Here is a 20140-nt window from a genome sequence, read left to right as displayed (position 1 = left end):
ACTTCATTCTACACGAATCCGGCCGTGGGCCTTTTTATATTCAGTTCGAGGTGTTGCACTTCATTTTACAATCCGTCGTGTACTAAAAATAGATAATATAAAGAGTGTACTTTGTGATTACCGCATCTTCTAGCGGTTGGATAGTAGAAGTCAACAGCTTGACGAACGGCAGCTGCCCGCAGATCTGGATTCTGGACCGCGCCGCGCAGATCGTACCGCTTCAGGCAGGCGAAGGCAGCAGCGAACTGAGCAGCTACCGCGACCGCGCGAAAGTCGCGGATTGGGCCAAGTCTTCGGCGCAGGCCGTTCTTGCCGCGGGACTGGCGGAAGGCAGCGGCGGATGGCTGCGTCCGCTGGAGACGCTGTCGCGTGCCGAATCGGCAGCCGTTGCGCAGCGTCTGCTGCAGCAGGCCAACCTGATCGACCAGTAAAAAGTCAGGAGACAACCGCATCGCTTAAAATCGGTTGAATAAAAAGCTCCGGTCCCTCTGCAGCGCGGGGGCCGGGGATTTTTTTCCGTTTTCTCCAAAGAGCATTGGCCCAAGACGCTTACGAAGCGGGTACAAAAATGAATTTTGATATGCTATTATGGAAATATAAGGAGGGGGATGGGATGAGAGCAGAACAAAAACGGGAAATATGGTGGATGACTGGATCTTTGATCTTTTCCTTGGCTTTTCTGATTATTTTGCTGCCTGCACCGAAAGACACCCTGTGGATCCTCATCGTCACACAGCTTATCGGCTGGATGTTGTCGCTGGTCAGAATCCGGAACGAAGAGACGAGCAATGAACGTTTTGTTCGCAAACGCGAAGAGAACGGGCCTCCGGGATTTTGGCGGGGAACCTTTTCGGAAAGCGGACGGATATTCGCTCAGTTGATTATCGGATTGATGATCCTGGCCCTGCTTCTTTATTGGATGGAAGGAACGAATCTGGTCCAGACCTTGGCGGATCAGTCATTGGAGACGATTGGACTTATAACGCTGATCTTGGTTATTGTCTCTTTCCTCCTCGGAGCCGTTGGTCATAGTCGAGGCGAGGAACGGTATGAGAGATTAAAACAAAGACTGGAGTGCCGCGAGTAGGCGCTCTTTTTTTGTACCGATTCTTGAGATAACGCTTACAAAAATGGACGCAGCTGTATCCTGTTCATTTTTCCAAGCCGACAGCCGGCAAAAATGACGAATATGATTATGGAGTGGAGCTGGAGATGCAGGAAGAAGCGAAAAGCGGGCTTCAAGCGGAACTGCGGGGAATTAGCGGGATTGAATCGAATTCGGGTGATGTAGACCGTCCGGTCATCTGTAAAGGCTCTGCGGATTACATGGGACTCGCTCCTTTTGAATAGATTGGGTGTGGAATGGACAGACGACGGGTTAAGGTAACGGCTTCGCCAGTTCGTTCGGTTCTACCGGTCGGCTCAGCCAGTGTTCATCCGTCTGCACATGGTTTTTGCGTACAAATTTAGCCAGACTGGATCTGAAATCTTCGTAATCGAAAGAGTTCGTCAGACGTACCACGTAACCTTCCTGTTCGCCGCCGCAGTTCGATTGGCGCGTATAACAGGCTTTGACCGCTTGTTCGTCCCAAATGCCGCGGTAAAGCACGGGAACGGTCGGGATGTGCAGCCGATGCGCCAGTTTCTCCGTCTCGTCCCACGACAGACAGACGTTGCGGTCGTTCCAGACCGAGAAGAGCATGAAATAGCCCGGCAGCGCTTCGTACTTGATCGAATGTTTGGCATACATATTTTCTCCGCACAGCCGCCAGCCTTCCGGAATAAGATAGCGAATGCCTCCGTGCAGCGTTTTGACATAGTGCCTGGAAGAATGGTCTTTGCTGTCGAGCGAACGGGCATGGATATGATTCGGGTACATCGTCGTGTTTTCCCCGTCCATTTTCTCCGTTACAACTACTTCTTGTCCGATAAAATGCGCCGTGCTCCGCAGAATCTTGTCGTCGTCCGTATAGCTTCTGGACCAGGGCAGGTGCATCGTTTTCGGATATTTGATTTTCATGGGATCGCCTCGCTTGTTTCTCGATTGCAGTTTGCCCGCGTAAATTCCTCAATGATCCGGTTCTTCCATTTTACTTTCCATACGTGTCGGCTTCCGCGAAAAAGTACATCTTGGCCAGCTTCTCGCCGCCCAGCAGATGATAAATGTTCGATGCGCCCGCGTCGCCGCCGTGCAGAATTTCCATATGGCACTCGATTCGGCTGGCTACGTCCAGGGTGAAGTCGTCGCGATACCCGAGTGCCTTCAACAGATGGCAGCCGATCGAAGCGGAGACGTGTTCGTGCCCGAAGTACGAGTAATATCCCCGGGCTTCTTTCCACGTTTTGCAAAACGGCTTGCCGATATCGTGCAGCAGCGCCGTCCACTGCATCTGCAGCCGGTCGTTTTCCTCGTAAAAGGCGTTCACGTATTCGAGCACCGCGTACGTGTGCTGAGACAGCGTGCGGCTGTGATACGGATTGCCCTGGTCGTAACCGAGCATCTGCGCGAAAAGGGGAAAGGCCGACAGGCATTCGAACAGCTCGTCGTGTCCGGCCTCCTGCCGAAGCAGACGCTCGATAGCCGTTCGAAGGTCGTTGGCGCGGTGCGCCGCGGCATTCTTCGATGCCTGCCCCGGACGTGAGAAGACGGAACGTGCCGAGATGTCCGATTCGATTCCGGGTTCGACGCCGTATAGGACGGACTCATCGGGCCTATGCACGGGAATCAGCGCCGCAAACCCTTCGCCGGGGAGCGGAAACTGCAGATTCTTCGCGTACTTGGATAGAATTTTGTCATCCAGCTTGCGCTTGCGCGAAGAGATTCGCCGTGAAGCCGTCTCGTACAGCGTATCGAACATATGGGCCTGCACCGGATACTCGGCAAAACGTTTCAAAAATTTGCTCCGCCGGTCCCGGTCGACATTGGTCGCGTCGAAGATGACGTCGCGGCCCGCCGTCAGCGCGGCATCGATTTCCCTGAACGCCTCGTCGAAAATGACGTAGGTGTTTTTTTGCCGCGATTCGCCGCCGAACAGCTTCAGACGGATCGCGTCCGTCGAAACGATTACGCCGCGGGTCGTTTGTTCCAGCTCACGGGCATACACGCTTTTGCCGCTGCCGGGGATGCCGATCAGCATATGGATGGTGTGGGGTTGAACGGTTCTCATGGGGAGATTCACCTCCTTCCGGGGGAGGGACCCGCTACCAGTATACCGCAAAACGGGATGGATCGGCAGGGGATACCGACACAGGGACCTCTGCCGCATTTTTGGAACACGCTTGCCAGGACTGAAACTTTTCTTTTATAATACAAATGTGTTAAAAAGGAAAATAGAAAAGAGGAACGGAATTGAGAAGTTTGGAGATCCTGCTGGCGGTCGTGAACCTTGCGGTGCTGGCACTCATGCTGTGGAAAAAGACGAGGTCGATAGGCTGGGCGGCAGTCGGATTCTCGGGATCGGCCGCCGTTTTGTCGGCTCAGGTCTGGCTGGAGGGCGCAAGGTGGGAAATGATTCCGCTGTACGCACTGACTCTGCTTCTGGCCGGCATGATGCTGCGACGAATGTGGGCAGGGAAAGAAAGCGAAGCGAAGAAGCGGCGCTTGGGATTCCGGCTGCTGACCGGCGCGGCCGCGCTCCTCTACGGAACCGCCGCCGTGCTGCTGCCCGTCGTTCTGCCGGTATTCAAGTTCGTGCCGCTGGAAGGGCCTTACCCTGTAGGCACGGTTACCTATGCCTGGACGGACGAGTCGCGCCCGCAGGTGCATACGCAGGAAGCGGCAAAACGCAGGGAGATACTGGTGCGGTTCTGGTATCCGACGGATGGATCGGCATCGGCTCAAGCCGCGCCTTATATCGCGCACCCTCGGATTTTTGCGGAAGCGTTCGGGAGAAACGAAGGCGTGCCTTCGCTGCTGTTCGACAGCATGCGTCTCGTGCGCACCCATTCGCAGCCGGCGGCGCCGCTGTCCGCGGCGAAGCACGAATACCCGGTCGTGATCTATTCGCACGGCAACCGGGGCTGGAGCGGGCAGAGCACCTTTCTGACGGAGCAGCTGGCTTCGCAGGGATATATCGTTGTCGGCATCGAGCATGCCGGAGGTACCAACGCGACGGTATTCCCGGACGGCGAAGTCATGCCGTTCTACGCGGACGCGGGGCAAAAGCTGGACAACGGCGCGTTCGACCGGCTGGCCGACGAGGTCTGGGTGCCGGACGTCAAGTTCGTGCTGGACCAGTTGGAGACGATCGAAGGCCGGAACAACGGGGACGCCAAACCGGAGACCGGCAGCGCGGACGCGAAGAACGGAAGTCCGGCAAGCTTGGAAGCGGGCTCAGGCGTTGCCGAGGCGGCCGAACGGTTCGGGGGACGGCTCGATACGAAGCGGATGGGGATCGTAGGCTACTCGATGGGCGGAGCGGCCGCGGTTCAGGCGCTGCTGAGCGACGACCGGCTCAAGGCCGGCATCGATATGGACGGAGGGTTCTACGGCTCGCTGCGCGCGCCGAACGGCATCGGCCGGCCGTTCATACTGATCCGCGCGGACCGCACGTTCCGGCCGGATTCCATGAGCGACGAAGCGTTGGCGCAAATTGGCGCTTCCCGGCCCGAATACGACGAGACGGTCGGCGAACTGCTGGAACGTCAGGCCCATGCGGCCGACGGAGGCAATTACGTGCTGACGTTGAAAAATACCGACCATACCAGTTTCTCCGACGCGCCGCTGTATTCGCCGCTGCTGTCCGCGGCATCCGGCCTGGACGCGCGGAGAGCGCACGAGGTGATCCGCGTCTATACGGAAGCCTTTTTCGACAAATACCTGAGAGGAGTAGAAGTGGAGCTGTCCGCTCTCCAAGCGGGAACGGAGGGCGATCATAAGCTGATCCAAGGTCAATAAAAAGCCGAGGGAAGCGGCGGAGGAATCAGACCGCTCCCCGGCTGCCCGCTTCGCGAATCAGCGCAAGCAAACGGGCAGCCGCTGGAGACAGGGACTCGCCGCGCCGGGTGCATACGGCAACGACGTTCTGCAGCGCCGCGTCTTCGACGTGAACGCGGCACAATTGCCCGCGCGCGACGTAATCCCGTACGACGAGCGAAGAGACGAAGTTGGCGCCGTAACCGGCGACGACCGCCTGTATCGCTTCGTGGAGTCCGCTGAACTGCAGCGCCACGCGGGGCGAAGGCAGGCCGTGGGTGCGGCAGAGCGCAAACAGCCGCTCGCGTGTCGAGCTGCCTTCGCCGCGCATGACGAAAGGCTCCCGCGTCATCTCGGCCAGCGAGACGGCGTGGTTCGCGAAAGGATGGTCCGGCGCGACAACGAACCACAGGTCGTCGCGGAACAACTCTTCGGCGGCGATCTCGTCCGAATGGCGTTCCGGCAGGCCGCCGTAAACGGCGAGATCCGCCTGCAAATCAAGCAGTCGGCGCAGCGCGCCCTCCGCATGGGTTGTCGTGATCGAAAGCTCGACCCGCTCGTGCTTCTGTTTGAAAGCCGCGATCCAGCCGGGAAGCAGGAAGTTCGCGGGGAGATACGTGGCGGCGATCGCTACGCTGCCGGTTTCGCCGCGGCCGTAATCGGCGGCGAAACGCTCGATGCGCTGTTCTTCCGCGAACAGCCGCGCGGCCAGCCTGCGCATCTCGGCTCCCGCTTCGGTCAGCGCAATGCCGCGTCCTTCCCTGCGCAGCAGGGGGAGGGCGAGTTCCTGTTCGAACTTTTTGAGCTGCGCCGTGATTGCCGGCTGGCTGATGTTCAATTGCTCCGAAGCGCGCGTTACGCTTCCCGCGCAGGCCACCTCGTAAAACAAACGCAAAGCATGCAGATTCATGGCCGGTCCTTTCGTATTCCGCTTCCGCAGCTTGGGAACGGAATTCTTTTTAATGTCAAATCGGACACTTATCTATATATTTTATATATGAATACAAGAGAAAGATATATTATATTTATCTTTTTATTCCGTTTACAATCAAAGTGCGGACAGGGAAAGCGGGCCAGGCATAGAGGCTTTCCCCAATCCAATCCGTTTACCGAAAGGAACGTGATTCTGATGAACACGCAGACACAGCCGAGAGACCGCTCGCATACTTGGGCCAAAGCAGACCGTTATTTGGAACGCAAGCTCATTGCGCACGATCCTGCCCTGGAGCGTGCGCTGGACGCCAACGAAGCCGCCGGACTTCCGCCTTACGACGTGTCGCCGCTGCAGGGCAAGCTGCTGCAGCTGCTGATCCGTATGAACGGAGCCCGGCGAGTGCTTGAGATCGGCACGCTCGGCGGCTACAGCACGATCTGGATGGCGCGTGCGCTGCCGGAAGGCGGCCGTCTGATTACGTTGGAGCTGGAACCCAAGCACGCCGACACGGCGCGTGTTAATCTGCGCGGCGCCGGAATCGCGGACGGGATGGTCGAAATCCGGGTCGGAGACGCGCAGGAGCAGCTGCGGAAGCTGGAAGAGGAGCAGGCCGAGCCGTTCGATTTCATTTTTATCGACGCCGACAAACCGAATAACCCCGCCTATCTCGAAGCTGCGCTGCGGCTGTCGAAGCCGGGCACGGTCATCGTGGGCGACAATGTTGTCCGGGACGGAGAAATCATCGACGAAGCGAGCGAAGACGCCAGAGTGCAGGGCGTTCGCCGATTTTTCGATCTGCTGGAACATGATTCCCGGATCGAGGCGACGGCCGTGCAGACGGTAGGCGGCAAAGGCTACGACGGGTTCATGCTGGGCATCGTGCGCTGATCGATCGGACAAACGGGAGCATGACGGGGAACAGGAAACGCAGCAGCGCAAAAGCAGCCGGGTCCGTAAGGACGAGCGGCTGCTTTTCGATATTCGGATGTTCAGGCGTTCGCTCAAGGCAGAATGGCAAACGACCGCACCGGGAACCCCGACGCTTTTTCCGCTTTGGGCACGATATTGAAAATGACCGCGCCCGTAGGCGGAACAAGGTCCAGGTTGGTCAGCAGCTCCACTTGATACACATCCTGTTCCAGTACATAATATTCGCCGAGCAGCGCGCCGTTCTTGGTATAATCCGCGGCGGAATCCGTGTCGAACGTCTCATGGCCGACAGCCTGGACGCCGCGGTCCTTCAGCAGCAGCGCAAGCGCTTCGATCGACCAGCCCGGCGCGTGGTTGCGGCCGTCCGCGTCTTTGTTCTCGAATTTCTCCTGACTTGGCCAGCGTTTGCTCCAATCGGTGCGAAGCGCAACGAAGCTGCCCGGCTGAATCCGACCGTGCTGTGCTTCGAATGCTTCGATGTCTGCCGCCGACAGCGAATAATCCGGGTCCGCCGCCGCTTCCGCCGATTTGTCGATCACGATCAGCGGCAGCACCAATTCTTTTAGCTCCAATTGGTCGAGATAACGGGAATCGCGGACGAAATGAATCGGAGCATCCAGATGCGTGCCGTATTGGCCGGGGAAATGGAAGCGTTGGGCAAAAAAGCCGTCATCGTGCGTAAACAGCGTCTCGAATTCGGCAGCGGCAAAAGCGGCGAAATGCGGAGAGTCCGGGCCGAAGGTATGGGTCAGATCGATCCACTGTTTTTCTTTGAGCAGCTTAAGGGCGTCGAGCAGAGCGTTTGTCATGGAATCCCACCTCTTTTTTCCTTTTTAATCGTTCATTATAAAGCGTAAGGTTTGGAGAAAACAAGGTTACGCTTGGGTGCGGCCTATGATAACATGGAAATTAATGCTTAACGAGGGAAAAGAACAGGAAGAGGAGGATTTTCTTTCATGACCGAAACAGCCGGAGCTCCGAAAGTCCGCATATCCGAACAAACGACCCGGGTCTTCGACCGTCTGATCCAAGATCCGTCGGTTCATCGGGCATTCGATTTTCTCAAGGAAGACAACGAACGGACCACCGGCGAACAAATCGAACTGACCGAAATCGAAGCGCCTACGTTCGAAGAGGCGGAGAAGGGACGGTTGTTCGCTCGCAAGCTGTCCGAATTGGGCGTTGAAGACGTCGCTGTCGACGAAGCCGGCAGTGTGTTCGGCCTGCGTAAAGGAAACGGCCGCGGGCCCCGGCTTGTGGTCTGCGCCCATCTCGATACGGTCTTCCCGCGCGGTACGAATGTCCGGGCCCGGCGGGAAGGGAGCCGGATCTATGCTCCGGGGATTGCCGACGACGGCCGCGGCCTGGCCTCGGTATTGACCCTGCTGCGCGCGTTGAACCAAGCCGGCCTCCGCACGGAAGGCGACCTGCTGGTCGGCGCCACCGTCGGCGAAGAAGGACTCGGCGATCTGCGCGGAGTCAAAACGCTGTTTGCAGGCCGCCGAGATCTCGATGGCTTTATCTCGATCGAGCCGGGAACGCCGGACCGGATCACTTATCTGGGTGCAGGCAGCAAACGCTACAAAGTGACGTTCGAAGGCCCCGGCGGGCACAGCTTCGGCAGCTTTGGCACACCGAGTCCAATCCATGCCCTGGGCCGGGCAATCGGCAGAATCGCCGACCTGGAGGTGCCGCATCATCCGAAAACGACGTTCAATATCGGCGTTGTCCAAGGCGGCACATCGGTCAATACGATTGCCGAAACGGCGGAAGCCGTTATCGATCTGCGCTCCGTTTCCCGGGAGCATCTGGAGCGCCTGGAAAGCCGGGTGCTCGAGTTGATCCGGCAGGCCGCCCATGATGAGAACAGCCGCTGGCGGCGTGCGGATGCGATCCAAGTACGGATCGAGCGCGTCGGCGATCGTCCGGCCGGCTCCCAATCTCCCGACAGCACAATCGTACAGGCGGCGGCCGGAGCCGGGATCGCCATGGGCTTCCGTCCGATCCTCGAAGGGCCGAGCAGTACCGATGCGAATGTTCCGATCGACCTGGGGATTCCGGCCGTTACGCTTGGCGGAGGCGGCGATTTCGGCGGTGCGCATACGCTCGGCGAGTATTACGATCCGACCGATGCCCATCTCGGTGTACAGAAGATTCTGCTGACAATCCTTGGGCTTGTCGGCCTTGCCGGGGTTACGGACCCGCTGCTGCCGAAGCGGAGCGGGCAGTAAGCGGAAGATTGGACATCCAGGTAGGCAGTAGGAAAAGCGAATAAGCCGTCCGACAGGTCGATGACCTGGCTGGACGGCTTTTTCGTGCTGCTGTTTTTGGCCAAACCGAGCTTTTACATGCGGGTGAACCGGGCTTCGTGCTGCAGCAGCCATTCTTTGCGCCAGAGTCCGCCGGCGTAGCCGGTGAGCTTGCCGCTGCTGCCGATGATCCGGTGGCAGGGCAGCACGATGCTGAGTTTGTTGCGTCCGTTGGCGGAGCCGACGGCCCGCACGGCCCGTTCGCTGCCTACGGCGACGGCGAGGTCTTTGTAGGAACGGGAAGCCGCATAAGGGACAGAGGCCAGTTCATTCCAGACAGAGCGCTGGAAGACCGTACCGTCGAAAGCATACGGGAAATCGAACGTCTGCCGGTCGCCGCGGAAATACTCGGCAAGTTGATTCCGGGCCTGACGCAGAGGCTCGGGCAGGGTGGATTCCGCAAGGTCTTCTTCGGATCCCACCGTTTGTTCGGGAATTGAAGCAGGCGGGAACGGATTCACGGCCGGCCAGCCTTCGGGCATGGTCAGATCCGTGAACAGGATCGAATAGACGGCTTCCGAGGTCCCTTCGATTGCGAGCTCGCCGAGCGGCGACAGGTAGAGCAGCCGATGCATCGAAGAAGCATCGCCGACCGGGCGAATATCGGCGGAGAGCTCTACCGCCGGCGCGGCGGCAATTGCGGGAGCGGATAAAGCGGGTTTGCTGTTCATAGGCTAATACCTCCTGAAGAATGATCTTACAGCAGCGACTGCCACAGATAGAAAGTCGCCATTGCTTCGAAGCCGCGCCAGCCGGCGGCGGCCTGCTCGATTTCGGCCGGCAGCGGTTTGCGGTCAAGTCCGAGACCGGCTTTGAGTGCCTGATGCAGTCCGGCGTCCCCGGCGGGAAAAGCGTCCGGGTGACGCAGACATTTCATGCCGACATAGTCCGCCGTCCAGGCGCCGACGCCCCGGATCGCAAGCAGCGTCTCGCGCGCTTCGGCTGCTTCCATGCGCAGCAGCGAACGTTTGGACAAGCGGCCTTCTTCGAGCAGCCGGGCAACGCCGATCACGTATTCCGCTTTGCGCCCCGAGAACTGCAGAGGCCGCAGATCGTCCGGCGTCAGCGCCGCGATCACATCCCGGCGAGGAAAGAAGCGTTCGGGCCCGCTCCATGGATCTTCGCCCGGCAGCGCTTCGCCGTAAGTTTCAACCAGCCGTTTCTTCATCGTATAGGCAAACGGCAGATTGATCTGCTGGCCGATTATCGCCCAGGCCAAAGCTTCGAACAGATCGGGAATGCCGATCAGCCGCAGCCCTCGGTGGGCCGATACGACCGGCGCCAGCAGCGGGTCTTTTCGGGCCATGGCATAGAACGGCTCAAGGTCTTCGTCCAGGCCGAACCATTCGCGCACGTAACAGGCAGCGGCCGTGCGAATCTCCGGCGGTTCGTTCTGCGGGAATTCGATAAGCAGCATGGCCGTGTCCGCTGCAGGCTGGATTTTTAGACGTACAAGATGTCCGTTCAGATCGACGGCTTTGACCAGCTGTTCGCCTTCGATCCGGTGCAGCACCTCAAGCTTCGATCTTCCCAGATAAGCGAGACATTCCGGCCAGCTGAATAGGGAAGGAAGAGGCAGCTCTATTCGGTGCGCAGCAGCGGAATTTGGCGGAACGCCCACAGGAGCGCTCACGTCGCCGATACCGCGCTGCCGCGGCGGAGCTCCGGAATCGGCGGTTTGCGCCGGATCGTTTCTCGAACGACAGGGGTTCCCCGTGCCCGGTACTCACCGGGGGAACAATCGTGCAGACGCCGGAACGCCCGGTAGAAATTGGACGGCGTGTGAAAGCCCGCTTCGTAACCGATCTCGAGATTCGACAAGGTGCTGCATCTCAGCAGGTGGGCCGCCCGGTCGACGCGGATTTTTTCCAGATAGATCCTCGGTGTTTCTCCGGTCTCCTGTTTGAACAGGCGTTCGAAATAGTACGGACTCAGACCGACATGGTTGGCGATATCCGCAAGCATCGGGTTTTCCCGGTAATGGGCAATCAGGTAGGAACGTGCCTGGAGCACGCAGTCGTTCCATGGCGAATGTTCGACTTCCGGCTGGCATCGTTTGCAGGGCCGGTAGCCGGCCGCCTCGGACTCGGACAAGCCCAGGTAGAACTCTACATTTTGTTTTTTCGGTTTGCGGGAACGGCAGGACGGCCGGCAGTAGATCCGGGTCGTCTTCACGGCGGTAAAGAACAATCCGTCGTACCGGGCGTCGCAGGCCAGTATCTTCTCCCACATCTCTTCAAAAGAAAGCGAAATGGCACTTCTCATCGCGAATCTCCCCTTTCCCTGCATCGGCTTGGCGGTATTTCTGTCTTTTATTGTAACAGTCCCGGCATCCAAACGGACTCCTAAATATTGCTCTCACGGTCTGTGGAAAAGAGGGGGAAGTGCGAAACGAGTAACGTTCCCAAAGCAAAAAAACTACCTTTCCCCGAAAACATTGCGGGAAAAGGTCGTCGCTTAAGAAAATGTTCGTGGACCGAAGTGGGCAGGACGTTTTTGAAGAAGACTCACAAAGCCGTTCAACACAAAAAGGACTTTTCTATTCGCGAAAGGTCCGGACCCGATCTATGCGGTTGGTTGGCTTAAAGGTAATCTGGCCGATCAATGCGTTACCTGCGACTCGAAATCGTCTTTGTACGACTTGTCGGCATTGAAGAAGGCGACATCGCCGTCTTGCAGGGCGAACGGGCGATTCCACGAATCGACAGCCGTGCGGTTAAAGCCTTCCATCTGCCATTGGTTCATCAAGGGGGCGTTGATGTACTGCAAGTGCGGCGCGCCGGTGTTTCCGCTGCGAATACTTTCGATGTTGAAATTCAAGATGATGTATCCGTCTTTAAGGAAGACCGGGTCGCGCTTGGTGAGTCCGCCGTGGGTGCGTCCGTACTCCGGAAGGTTGGTTCCTTTGACGACGACGTAGGGGTCACCGGGCAGGGCATACTGACCGTACCATTTTTGAATCGCAGCGTTGGCGCGTGCATTGTCGACGCCGGCCGGGATGTTGGTTTTCGGCCCGATAAGTGTTCGGATTTGTTCCGGAAGCAGCATAAGGGAGAACCCGCCGATCGGGGTTTTCTCTTTGGTGAAGCGCCGGATATAATCCGCGATGAACATATCTTCGCTGACACCATTCATTTCGGCGAACCCATAATAATGATCGTACTTGTACCGCGCGGTGTCCGTCAACTCTTCTTCCGGTACGTTGCGCAGACGATCGTTTAGAATCACGTACCGTTTTTCGGTGTCTTCGGGTGAACCGACTTTGATAAAGGTCCGGTGATCGTCATTGTAATACAAATCGACCGGGGTTTTGGTTTTCCCGTCGCGACTCACAAACATAAAGCTTGGCGTGATGCGCAGACCGTCATTTCGTCCGAACATGTTCCCTTTGGTTTTCAGATCGAACTTCACGTGATATCCGGTTTTGATACTGACATTCTTTTTACCTTCCAGTGGGTTTTTACCCGGCAGGATCGGCAGGGTGTACGGCTGAGCGTTTCCGCGAGCGGCGCCGTCGATACTGTTTAGGCCCGTCCAGTAGCTATTTCCGCTAGGATTTTGACTGCCGGATTGGGTGCGGAATACCATTTCCCAGTTGTAATCGGCGATATCCGTCAGATGAAAATCATACAGACGGCCGATCACTTCGACGTCCACCGTATCGGATGCGACATGATACGCAAGATCAAAGTTGGCATCTTGCTGCGTCGGGCTGACGCCCGGCGCGTTCTCGGCGATGTTTCGATAATAGACGGTATAATCGCCTTCATCGACCCACACCGGCAGGAAGAATTCGGTGGTGATTTGACCGACCGGGATATTGATCCATGTGTTTTTCGGATAGAAGGTTGAACGATCCCCCGAATACGTATCAAACGGGAAGTAGACTTCTTTGCTCCGATAATACTTGGCGTAATCCCGGTTGCCATACCCCGGATAATTTTGATGCTGTCCGCTTGTCGGCATGGTGATCGTAAACGGCCGATCCAAGATGAAGGCTTGACGACTGTAATTCGGCGTGGTCTTTTGGTTATGCGCCGCATCGTCAGAGGCGCTGGAGTAGTTCACCACGGGCGTATGCACCGTGACCGGGTTGATGCCGCCAATCGGGTAGGTATCGCCGTCAGGCGCGTTGTGATTGGCGCTGAGCGGCTTATACGTGATTGTCCCCATACTCGGTGCGCTCATTCGGTTTGTTTTACTCATCGGAATCATTTGATTGGGCTTGTAGAGCACGTCCCGGCTGATTTTCTGTGGATCAGGTACAGGCTTGGGGTCCTGCGTCTTTTTGTCGACGACACTTCCGTCCATCAAGGTTTGTCCGTTAAAGACGACCGTGTCGTTATTGACTTTGACCTGTTTGATTTTCTGATCCGTTTCTCCGGCTAACTGATCCAGATCGTTTGGCGGTGTGGGCCTTGTATTGGTGCCCGGCCATGCCTGCGAGGGCGCTGTCCAGTTGCCCGGCCCGGGGTCCGCGACGTACTTGCCGTCTTTTGTGACGGAAAGCGTCGGCGGGATGTACCCGGCGGGCTGAATGGTGATGGACTCGCCTTGGAACGCGTAGTTTTTCAGCTCGGCTTGATCGATTTCGTAAATACCGATTTTGTCGACAATCCAGTACGAGAATTCACGTTCGATATGCACCGGGTACTGCACGGTTTCCGAATCGGATTTGGGGTCGTCAACGTCGGCGCCCGGTGTTCCGTCTGGGTTTGCAGGTCCCGGCTTCTTTTCCGTCCATGTTAGATTATACGTTTTGGAAACCGTTACGTCATATACGCAGGTACCGAGCTGTTCTTTGAATTTGTACTGATGTAAATAATTATTCGCAATCACATTGCCGTACAAGCTTTCGGATGTCGGAATGCCTTGCAGCACATCGAAGATTTCTTGATCCCGCTGATCGGCTTTAATCACAGCCGATGCTTCGGGGGTCATCTTTTCGCCTTCGATTACGCGGCCGTCACGGATGGTACAGTTGTGGATCGGCTCGTCCGGGTCGTCTGGTCCACCATCTTCGGTGTAGACCCAGTATTTGTCCGGATATTGGTACGTGTTCGAGTGAACGTTGAAGCTATACGCCGCGTAGTAAAACGCCATGGCTTGGGCTTTCGGGTTTGAATCTTCATAGGGTACCATGGGGCCACTACCTTGACGCAGGTAGTATTTGGCTGTATCCAGATCATGTTTTTGTGTGAATTGAATCGTCGCATAATCCAGACTTCGCGTCGGGGCGTTGATATCGCCGTTGGGTTCCACGCCAACCAAAATACTTTCGATATGTGTTGAATAGTGGTTCGTCCCGTCAATGTCAAGGTTACCGGTTGTAACACTCGCTTCATTATTGGTTGTAACGTTTTCAGGTGAAGGCGTGCTTGGATTCATTAAGCGCAGCGTATTCGCCCGGTCGTCAATAAATTCTTTAGGGACAGATAGGTTAGTACCCCCGATTGTGGTTACGAAATTTTGAGTCCGAGCGTATTTGACTTTGAGCCGGACTTCTTTGTACGGTGCTTTTTTATAGTTTTTGTTATACGTCACACCGCTGTCCGTCGTGGTGATGGGTTCCGTCGCAGCCGGAGTGATATCCGATACTTCGGTCCATGTCGAGAATTCATTACCGGCGGTCCATTCGGTCGATAAAATGCCCCGCGACCACGCCATCCATGACCCGGCCGAACCGTTCTCTTTGGACAATACAGGAAGGGCTTCGCCCGTAAAGGTTTCTTTGCCGCTGTAGGTCTGGGCGTCAACGTTGATGGTTTTAACAGCCGTGGTCCCTTTATAGAACACGATCTTTTGAATTTTATTCCCGGCTCCCGCATCTTCACTGATCGTTTCGGTCGTCGTCGTTGGGACTTTGCCTAATAGGAGAGATGTTCGAGTCGGTAACGGTTTAATGCCGGACGCTGCGGTATACGGAATGTTCTTTTTGATAGGCGCGGCATCGACTTGGCCTTGGAGTGGAAAAAAAACACCCAGCACGCTGCTCGCAATGAGCAGGGTGCTGAGTCCGACAAGCGTGAATCGGTTGGTTCGTTGTCGGTTTGTTTTCATTACTGAATGCCTCGCAGTTTAAGCAGGTCTTGGGTCATGTACAGCGAACCGCCGGCTGGTGTGTGGATGAAGATGTTCAGATCGCGACCGATTTGCACGGTTCCGGACTTCGGAATGATGATAGCCGGAAGATCGAACCATTCTTTTTGGTAAATATCTGCCGATTTGTTCAGTTTTCCGGCATAGAACGCATCCAGATTATTCGTGTTGAATCCCTGCACTTGGAAGGTCACCTGACCACGAGCCGTGTATTTTTTCGTATCTTTGTTAAACACTTCTTTGCCTTTGAAATACAGCACGTAGGTGTTCGGGTGGTCTTTGACCATCAGGTTGCCCATCGTTTGACGGTTATTCGACCAATGCAGCGTGTTGATGTTGCCCAGCAGCGCCCGGTTCGGGTCGTTTTTGTCGGTCATGTTGATCGCGATCAGGGCCTCAAGCTTGGCTTGGTACAGGCCGTCTTTCGACGTGATCGTCATGTTTTTCTCGTTCCACATTTCTTCGACCGAGGACTTGCCTTTGTTTTTCCAGTCGGATTCCGGTGTCACGAACATTTCCGGCATCACGGTGAAGATGTTGGTGCCGTGCCAAAGGATTTCGGCTTCGGCTGTCGCGTACACGTCAGTGTCGAGTTCGCCGCCGGCTTTCGCGGTCAAGATACGCTCGATGATGACGACGGATTGGGCACGGGTCGTGAGACCTGTCGGTGCGATCTGCCCTTTACCGACGCCTTGGATCAGGCCGGCACTTGTGGCGAGGTACATCCATTTGTCGTTTTCGCTTGTTTTCTCGCCGATCGCACGGGCCGCAACGCGGGCCATTTCTTCGCGGGTCATGGTTTTGGTCCAAGCCGCTTCGGAATTGGCGAAGTCACTGCCGGCGTACAGACCAGCGGCGCTTGCGGCGTTCACATACGGCGTGTACCATTTGCCGGCTGCATCTTTCGTGTCCAGCTTCATAGCCACCACGACCATCTTGACGAACTCGGCGCGGGTGACGCTGGCGTCGGGTTTGAACGTGCCGTTCGTGTAGCCGTCGACGTAGCCTTTTGCAACGGCCTTCTGTACGGCGCTGTACGCCCAGTGAGACGTTTTGACGTCCGAGAAGCCACTGCCTGCGGCGTGTGCGCTTGGCGCGGCACTCCAGGCTCCTCCTGCCACCACACTTACGGCCAGAGCGAGCCCCAGCCATTTTCCCCATCTTTTTTTCACCTTTCCACACTCCTCTTTCCGGTTTATTTTCCAAATTCATAGCAAAGCATCCGGTCTCTTCTATTGTCGCTCTGCTGCTTGAATAGGGGAAGTCCCATTTTCTTTTGTCAAAGAACGTTTGAACTCTTGCGGAGATCTTCCGAGAACACGCAAAAAAGCGGACGCCGCTCTTCGATAAAGAAGAGATACGTCCGCGTGCTTCGCGAATGTTGATCCAATAACCCAATCTAATTTAATCCTTTTTAAGCGGGAAAGCAAGTTCCATTTGATCTTTTGCTAGGGATCGGGTCTTCAGCTTGCCTTCGCCTTCGACATCCAGGTCCGGCAGCAGGCGATCCAGCCATTTCGGCAGATGCCAGGCGGACTTCGAGCGTCGCGCCCCGCGACAAGATGAATCCGAGCACAGCTTTGATCGGTACGAGTAGAGGCAGAACACGACGGTCAACAGACCGACAATAATTCGATTTGGGAATCTCCAACTACCCAAACGTTTGAAGAAGTTCTATTCCCAATTGTGAATGATTTGATCGGACAAGGTACTAGGACCATTCCGGTATGAAGGCTTTCGCTTTTTGATTAATCAAGACCCAAGTATTCTTTCAGTCCGTCTACGATCGCTTGCGCGACTTTCTGCTGGAAATCGTCCTGCGCGATCGCGGCGGCTTCCTGCGCATTGGTCAAAAATCCGATTTCCAGCAGGGCCGCCGGCATCGTTGTTTGACGAATCACGATGAAGTTGGCCTGTTTGGAACCGCGATCCCGGAAGCCCGTAGCCGCCTGAACATGTTTCTGGATCGTATCCGACAGCGATTTGCTGCGCGCGGCGTCGGCGTAGAACGTCTCGGTGCCGACCGCGCTTGCGGCTGCCGCATTGGTGTGGATCGAGAGGAATACGTCCGCTCCGGCATCGTTGGCAAGCTTCGCGCGCCCTTCGCGCGTCGGATAGGTATCGTCGCTGCGCGTCATGATCAAATCGATATCCGGCTCCTGTCTGAGCAGGGCGGCGACCTTCAAGCTTACACTCAGGACCATGTCTTTTTCTTTGAGGCCGTTTCCGATCCCGCCGGGATCTTGAGCGCCGTGCCCCGGGTCGATCACTAAGATCTTTTTGCCGTCGGTTCCGACAGGAGGAGCGGTGCCTTCGTCGTTCAGATCCACGATGACCAGGTTGCCCTGGGGATACATATTGTAGCCGACGGCGCGGTTGAGGTCGATTACGACCCGTACGGTCGAAGGATTCTCGCTGTAGAGCGAGTAGCGGACCTGCTTGACGGCCGGCGAAGTTTCCACCGGAAGCGTCGCTACTTGTCCCAGCTTCAACGGGCCGCTTTGCAGCAGGCCGGCTCCGATATAGCTGCCGGGCAGGTCGACGACGATTCGGTCGGGACCGGTCAGGGCGGAAGCTTTCGGGTTCAGGAGCGCGGCCGCGGAAATGGTCAGGCGGTTATCGCTGAAGCTGATTCCGTCGACGGAAGTTCCGATCTGCGGTGCGGGACCGGCCGGCGGCAGCGGCGTTTCCGGCTGCGGAAGGGCAGGAGGATTCGCCGGGGTATTGGCCGGATTCTCAAACTGCGTTTGCAGATAGACCGTTTTGCTGTTCTGTTCCCATTTGACGCCAAGTCCCATCTGCGAACCTACGAAACGAAGCGGCACGTAAGTCGTATCAGCCTGAACAAAAGGAGCCTGCTGCATCGTGACGGAGGCCGTTCCGGCATTCGCCGTCAGGCTTCCGAGCGTCAGCACCAGCGGAGAAGCGGAACTGCCGATCGTGATTCGTCCCGCCGACCGGTTCCAGTTGACCGAATAACCGAGCTGCTGGGATACGACCCGGATCGGAACCATCGTGGTACCACCGACGACCACAGGTTCCGCTCTGTCGATCGTGCGGCCGTCCAATAGGATACGGGTGCCGGCTCCGGCGGCCGCGGCGGACGGGTATGTTCCCGGCAGGGTCAAGACGAACAGCAGCACGACAGCCAGGAAAGCGGCAGCCGTCTTTTTCCATACTTGTTTTCCGAATTTCATTCTCACTTCTCCTTTTTCTCTGATGGACAGGGAACGGGCCAACTCTTCACAGATTTAGACGCAGGAGAGACGCAAATAGTTCCCTCAAGGCAAAAAGGTTTGCTTTACACAAAACTATAGCATAGCGACGCAGAGTTCAACCTTTTTTAAGTTTGACAGAATTCGCATAAAGCCGTATATTTTGATTAATCGTAATAATTACTATTAAACTCGGACAAGAGCCGGCCTTTGGCATTCGGTCCTGCGTATTTTCGGAGAAAGAGGAGAAAGACTTTATGGATACCTGGACAGCGAAACGGCTCGAAGCGCTGCTGCGCGGCTATATTTCGGAGAAGATTCCGCCGAGCATGCGCACGGCCGTTCGAATCGTGTACCGCCTGGAAGAAGACCGCGTCACGCTGACGGAAGAACGTCCCGAATCTCCGCGCCAAGGCTGGACCGGCACAGACCTGGCGCAGTTCCGGCTGGAACAAGGAGCGTGGAGTATATATGCCAAACAGGGCGACGGACCCGAAGAATGGATTCCTGCCCGCTCGATCGAACCGAGACCGGATTTTGAAGATCAGCTGGAGCAGTTTGAACTCGACCCAGAAGGTCTGTTCTGGAAGTAAGCACGGCCGAAATAGGCGGCCCGATTCATCGGTATGCCTGCCGCGGGGAATGCCGTCAAGTCGTCGCCCGCTCCACCAGCCGGAAATTCAGCGGACGCAGCGGCAGTTCGATATCTTCGATCCGGCTGCGGATCATCGCAAATGCGTTGGCCGCCTGTTCGTCTACCGGATAATGGATGGTTGTCAGGTCCAGCAGATGGGCGAAGTCGAGATTGTCGAAGCCGCATACGGCAAAATCTTCCGGCACCCGCAAACCCAGCCTGCGGGCTTCCGCAACCAGACCGGCTGCGACTTGATCGTTGGTGGTAGCGAAAGCATCGGGAATCCGTCCGGATTCCAGCCACCAGCGGGCCAGCTCCTCGCCATGCGCCGTCGTCCCCTTTTCCATGAAAAACGGCGCAGCCTGGGGATCGAGGTCGTATTTGCGGCAAAAATCCGCGAAAGCTTCGATCCGGCTCTGCGTATTCAGGCGCGTGCCGGCTCCGTATACGCTGCAGATCCGGCGATAGCCGCGTGCATACAAGTGCTCGAGGCCGAGCATGTAACCGTCGTACTGATCCATGAATACGGAAGGAACTTCCTTGTGCACGACCCGCTGCCAGGAGACGATAGGTCCGTACTTGGCATAGCTTGCGATCGTCGGCAGCCCGCTCAGGAACATCACAAATACGAGGGCATCCACCTGTTTGCGGCGCAGCGCTTCGAGCGCTTCGCGTTCTTTGGCCGTATCGAATCCGGTCATGAACAAGGTGACGGTATAGCCGTTCTCCTGGGCCGCCCGCACGAAGCCGCCCGTAAACAGACTGACCGACTCTTCAAAAGAAGGCGCGACCAATCCGATCCGCCGGGTCGTTCCGCTCTTGAGCAGAACGGCGTTCGCATTGGGCACGTAATCGAACTGCTCGGCGACGGCGAGCACCCTGAGTTTCTTCTCTTCGCTGACATAGCCTTTCCCGCTGAGCGCGCGCGAAGCCGTGGATGGCGATACGCCGGCTCTTCGGGCGATTTCCTGAATATTGGTCACCTGCTTCGCCTCCCCTCCACCCAGTATAACCCGAAACATATTTCGCCTGCCGCTCCAAAAGCGGTTGACCTGAAATCGATGCCACATCTTAAGCTGGGTACAGAGAAGATCGGGCAGATCG

At 56.7% G+C, this 20140-nt stretch carries 18 protein-coding genes; 7 read left to right on the top strand and 11 right to left on the bottom strand.

The window, feature by feature from the left end:
- Nucleotides 1-113 precede the first annotated feature (113 nt).
- From HRQ60_RS08750 to HRQ60_RS08740, 3 genes are all read left to right on the top strand, one after another.
- Nucleotides 114-431, top strand: coding sequence for a hypothetical protein (locus HRQ60_RS08750; protein ID WP_172195409.1), 318 nt, complete (start codon nt 114-116; stop codon nt 429-431).
- Nucleotides 432-613: 182 nt separating this feature from the next.
- Nucleotides 614-1087, top strand: a complete 474-nt coding sequence (locus HRQ60_RS08745) for a hypothetical protein (RefSeq protein ID WP_172195408.1) — start codon at nt 614-616, stop codon at nt 1085-1087.
- 125 nt (nt 1088-1212) lie between these two features.
- Nucleotides 1213-1350, top strand: a complete 138-nt coding sequence (locus tag HRQ60_RS08740) for a hypothetical protein (RefSeq protein ID WP_172195407.1) — start codon at nt 1213-1215, stop codon at nt 1348-1350.
- A gap of 28 nt (nt 1351-1378) precedes the next feature.
- Here HRQ60_RS08740 and HRQ60_RS08735 read toward each other — a convergent pair whose 3' ends face one another.
- Together HRQ60_RS08735 and HRQ60_RS23615 are read right to left on the bottom strand one after the other, a co-directional pair.
- The gene (locus HRQ60_RS08735; RefSeq protein ID WP_172195406.1) at nt 1379-2020 is read right to left on the bottom strand and encodes an RNA ligase family protein; all 642 of its coding nucleotides are present in this window, start codon (nt 2018-2020) and stop codon (nt 1379-1381) included.
- 70 nt (nt 2021-2090) lie between these two features.
- Nucleotides 2091-3167 (bottom strand): ATP-binding protein, encoded by a 1077-nt coding sequence (locus HRQ60_RS23615; protein WP_246281230.1) that lies wholly within the window; start codon nt 3165-3167, stop codon nt 2091-2093.
- Nucleotides 3168-3349: 182 nt separating this feature from the next.
- Here HRQ60_RS23615 and HRQ60_RS08720 point away from each other — a divergent pair, with 182 nt between their 5' ends.
- Nucleotides 3350-4897, top strand: coding sequence for an alpha/beta hydrolase family protein (locus HRQ60_RS08720; protein ID WP_172195405.1), 1548 nt, complete (start codon nt 3350-3352; stop codon nt 4895-4897).
- Between the two features lie 25 nt (nt 4898-4922).
- Here HRQ60_RS08720 and HRQ60_RS08715 read toward each other — a convergent pair whose 3' ends face one another.
- Nucleotides 4923-5825, bottom strand: a complete 903-nt coding sequence (locus HRQ60_RS08715) for a LysR family transcriptional regulator (RefSeq protein ID WP_172195404.1) — start codon at nt 5823-5825, stop codon at nt 4923-4925.
- 219 nt (nt 5826-6044) lie between these two features.
- Between HRQ60_RS08715 and HRQ60_RS08710 the strand changes: the two genes are divergently transcribed.
- Entirely contained in the window at nt 6045-6737 is a 693-nt protein-coding gene (locus tag HRQ60_RS08710) for an O-methyltransferase (RefSeq protein ID WP_172195403.1), read from the top strand.
- Between the two features lie 113 nt (nt 6738-6850).
- Here the strand turns inward: HRQ60_RS08710 and HRQ60_RS08705 are convergent, their stop codons facing one another.
- Nucleotides 6851-7588, bottom strand: coding sequence for a cyclase family protein (locus HRQ60_RS08705; protein WP_172195402.1), 738 nt, complete (start codon nt 7586-7588; stop codon nt 6851-6853).
- Between the two features lie 147 nt (nt 7589-7735).
- Here HRQ60_RS08705 and HRQ60_RS08700 point away from each other — a divergent pair, with 147 nt between their 5' ends.
- Nucleotides 7736-9010, top strand: coding sequence for a M20/M25/M40 family metallo-hydrolase (locus HRQ60_RS08700; protein ID WP_172195401.1), 1275 nt, complete (start codon nt 7736-7738; stop codon nt 9008-9010).
- A gap of 113 nt (nt 9011-9123) precedes the next feature.
- Here the strand turns inward: HRQ60_RS08700 and HRQ60_RS08695 are convergent, their stop codons facing one another.
- The 6 genes from HRQ60_RS08695 to HRQ60_RS08670 form a co-directional block, all read right to left on the bottom strand.
- The gene (locus HRQ60_RS08695) at nt 9124-9759 is read right to left on the bottom strand and encodes a methylated-DNA--[protein]-cysteine S-methyltransferase (protein WP_425501634.1); all 636 of its coding nucleotides are present in this window, start codon (nt 9757-9759) and stop codon (nt 9124-9126) included.
- Between the two features lie 26 nt (nt 9760-9785).
- Nucleotides 9786-10721: a DNA-3-methyladenine glycosylase 2 gene (locus HRQ60_RS08690; RefSeq protein WP_343044643.1), complete on the bottom strand. Its 936-nt coding sequence runs from the start codon at nt 10719-10721 to the stop codon at nt 9786-9788.
- Nucleotides 10718-11353 carry a bifunctional transcriptional activator/DNA repair enzyme AdaA gene (locus HRQ60_RS08685; protein WP_172195400.1) on the bottom strand — a complete coding sequence of 212 codons (636 nt, stop codon included), beginning with the start codon at nt 11351-11353 and terminating at the stop codon, nt 10718-10720. The genes HRQ60_RS08690 and HRQ60_RS08685 overlap by 4 nt, the downstream gene beginning before the upstream one ends.
- A 336-nt stretch (nt 11354-11689) precedes the next feature.
- Entirely contained in the window at nt 11690-15148 is a 3459-nt protein-coding gene (locus tag HRQ60_RS08680) for a DUF5704 domain-containing protein (RefSeq protein WP_172195399.1), read from the bottom strand.
- Nucleotides 15148-16359, bottom strand: a complete 1212-nt coding sequence (locus HRQ60_RS08675; RefSeq protein ID WP_172195398.1) for an S-layer homology domain-containing protein — start codon at nt 16357-16359, stop codon at nt 15148-15150. The genes HRQ60_RS08680 and HRQ60_RS08675 overlap by 1 nt, the downstream gene beginning before the upstream one ends.
- A gap of 576 nt (nt 16360-16935) precedes the next feature.
- Nucleotides 16936-18384 (bottom strand): N-acetylmuramoyl-L-alanine amidase family protein, encoded by a 1449-nt coding sequence (locus HRQ60_RS08670; RefSeq protein ID WP_172195397.1) that lies wholly within the window; start codon nt 18382-18384, stop codon nt 16936-16938.
- Between the two features lie 275 nt (nt 18385-18659).
- Between HRQ60_RS08670 and HRQ60_RS08665 the strand changes: the two genes are divergently transcribed.
- The gene (locus HRQ60_RS08665; protein WP_172195396.1) at nt 18660-18995 is read left to right on the top strand and encodes a DUF3024 domain-containing protein; all 336 of its coding nucleotides are present in this window, start codon (nt 18660-18662) and stop codon (nt 18993-18995) included.
- A 55-nt stretch (nt 18996-19050) separates the two neighbouring features.
- On the opposite strand, the gene HRQ60_RS08660 is transcribed toward HRQ60_RS08665, so the two are convergent.
- Nucleotides 19051-20019, bottom strand: coding sequence for a substrate-binding domain-containing protein (locus HRQ60_RS08660; protein ID WP_172195395.1), 969 nt, complete (start codon nt 20017-20019; stop codon nt 19051-19053).
- Between the last annotated feature and the right edge of the window lie 121 nt (nt 20020-20140).

Origin of the sequence: Saccharibacillus qingshengii (assembly GCF_013185195.1) — a bacterium.
Lineage (GTDB): Bacteria > Bacillota > Bacilli > Paenibacillales > Paenibacillaceae > Saccharibacillus > Saccharibacillus qingshengii.
This window is presented reverse-complemented; position numbering and strand designations above follow the sequence as displayed.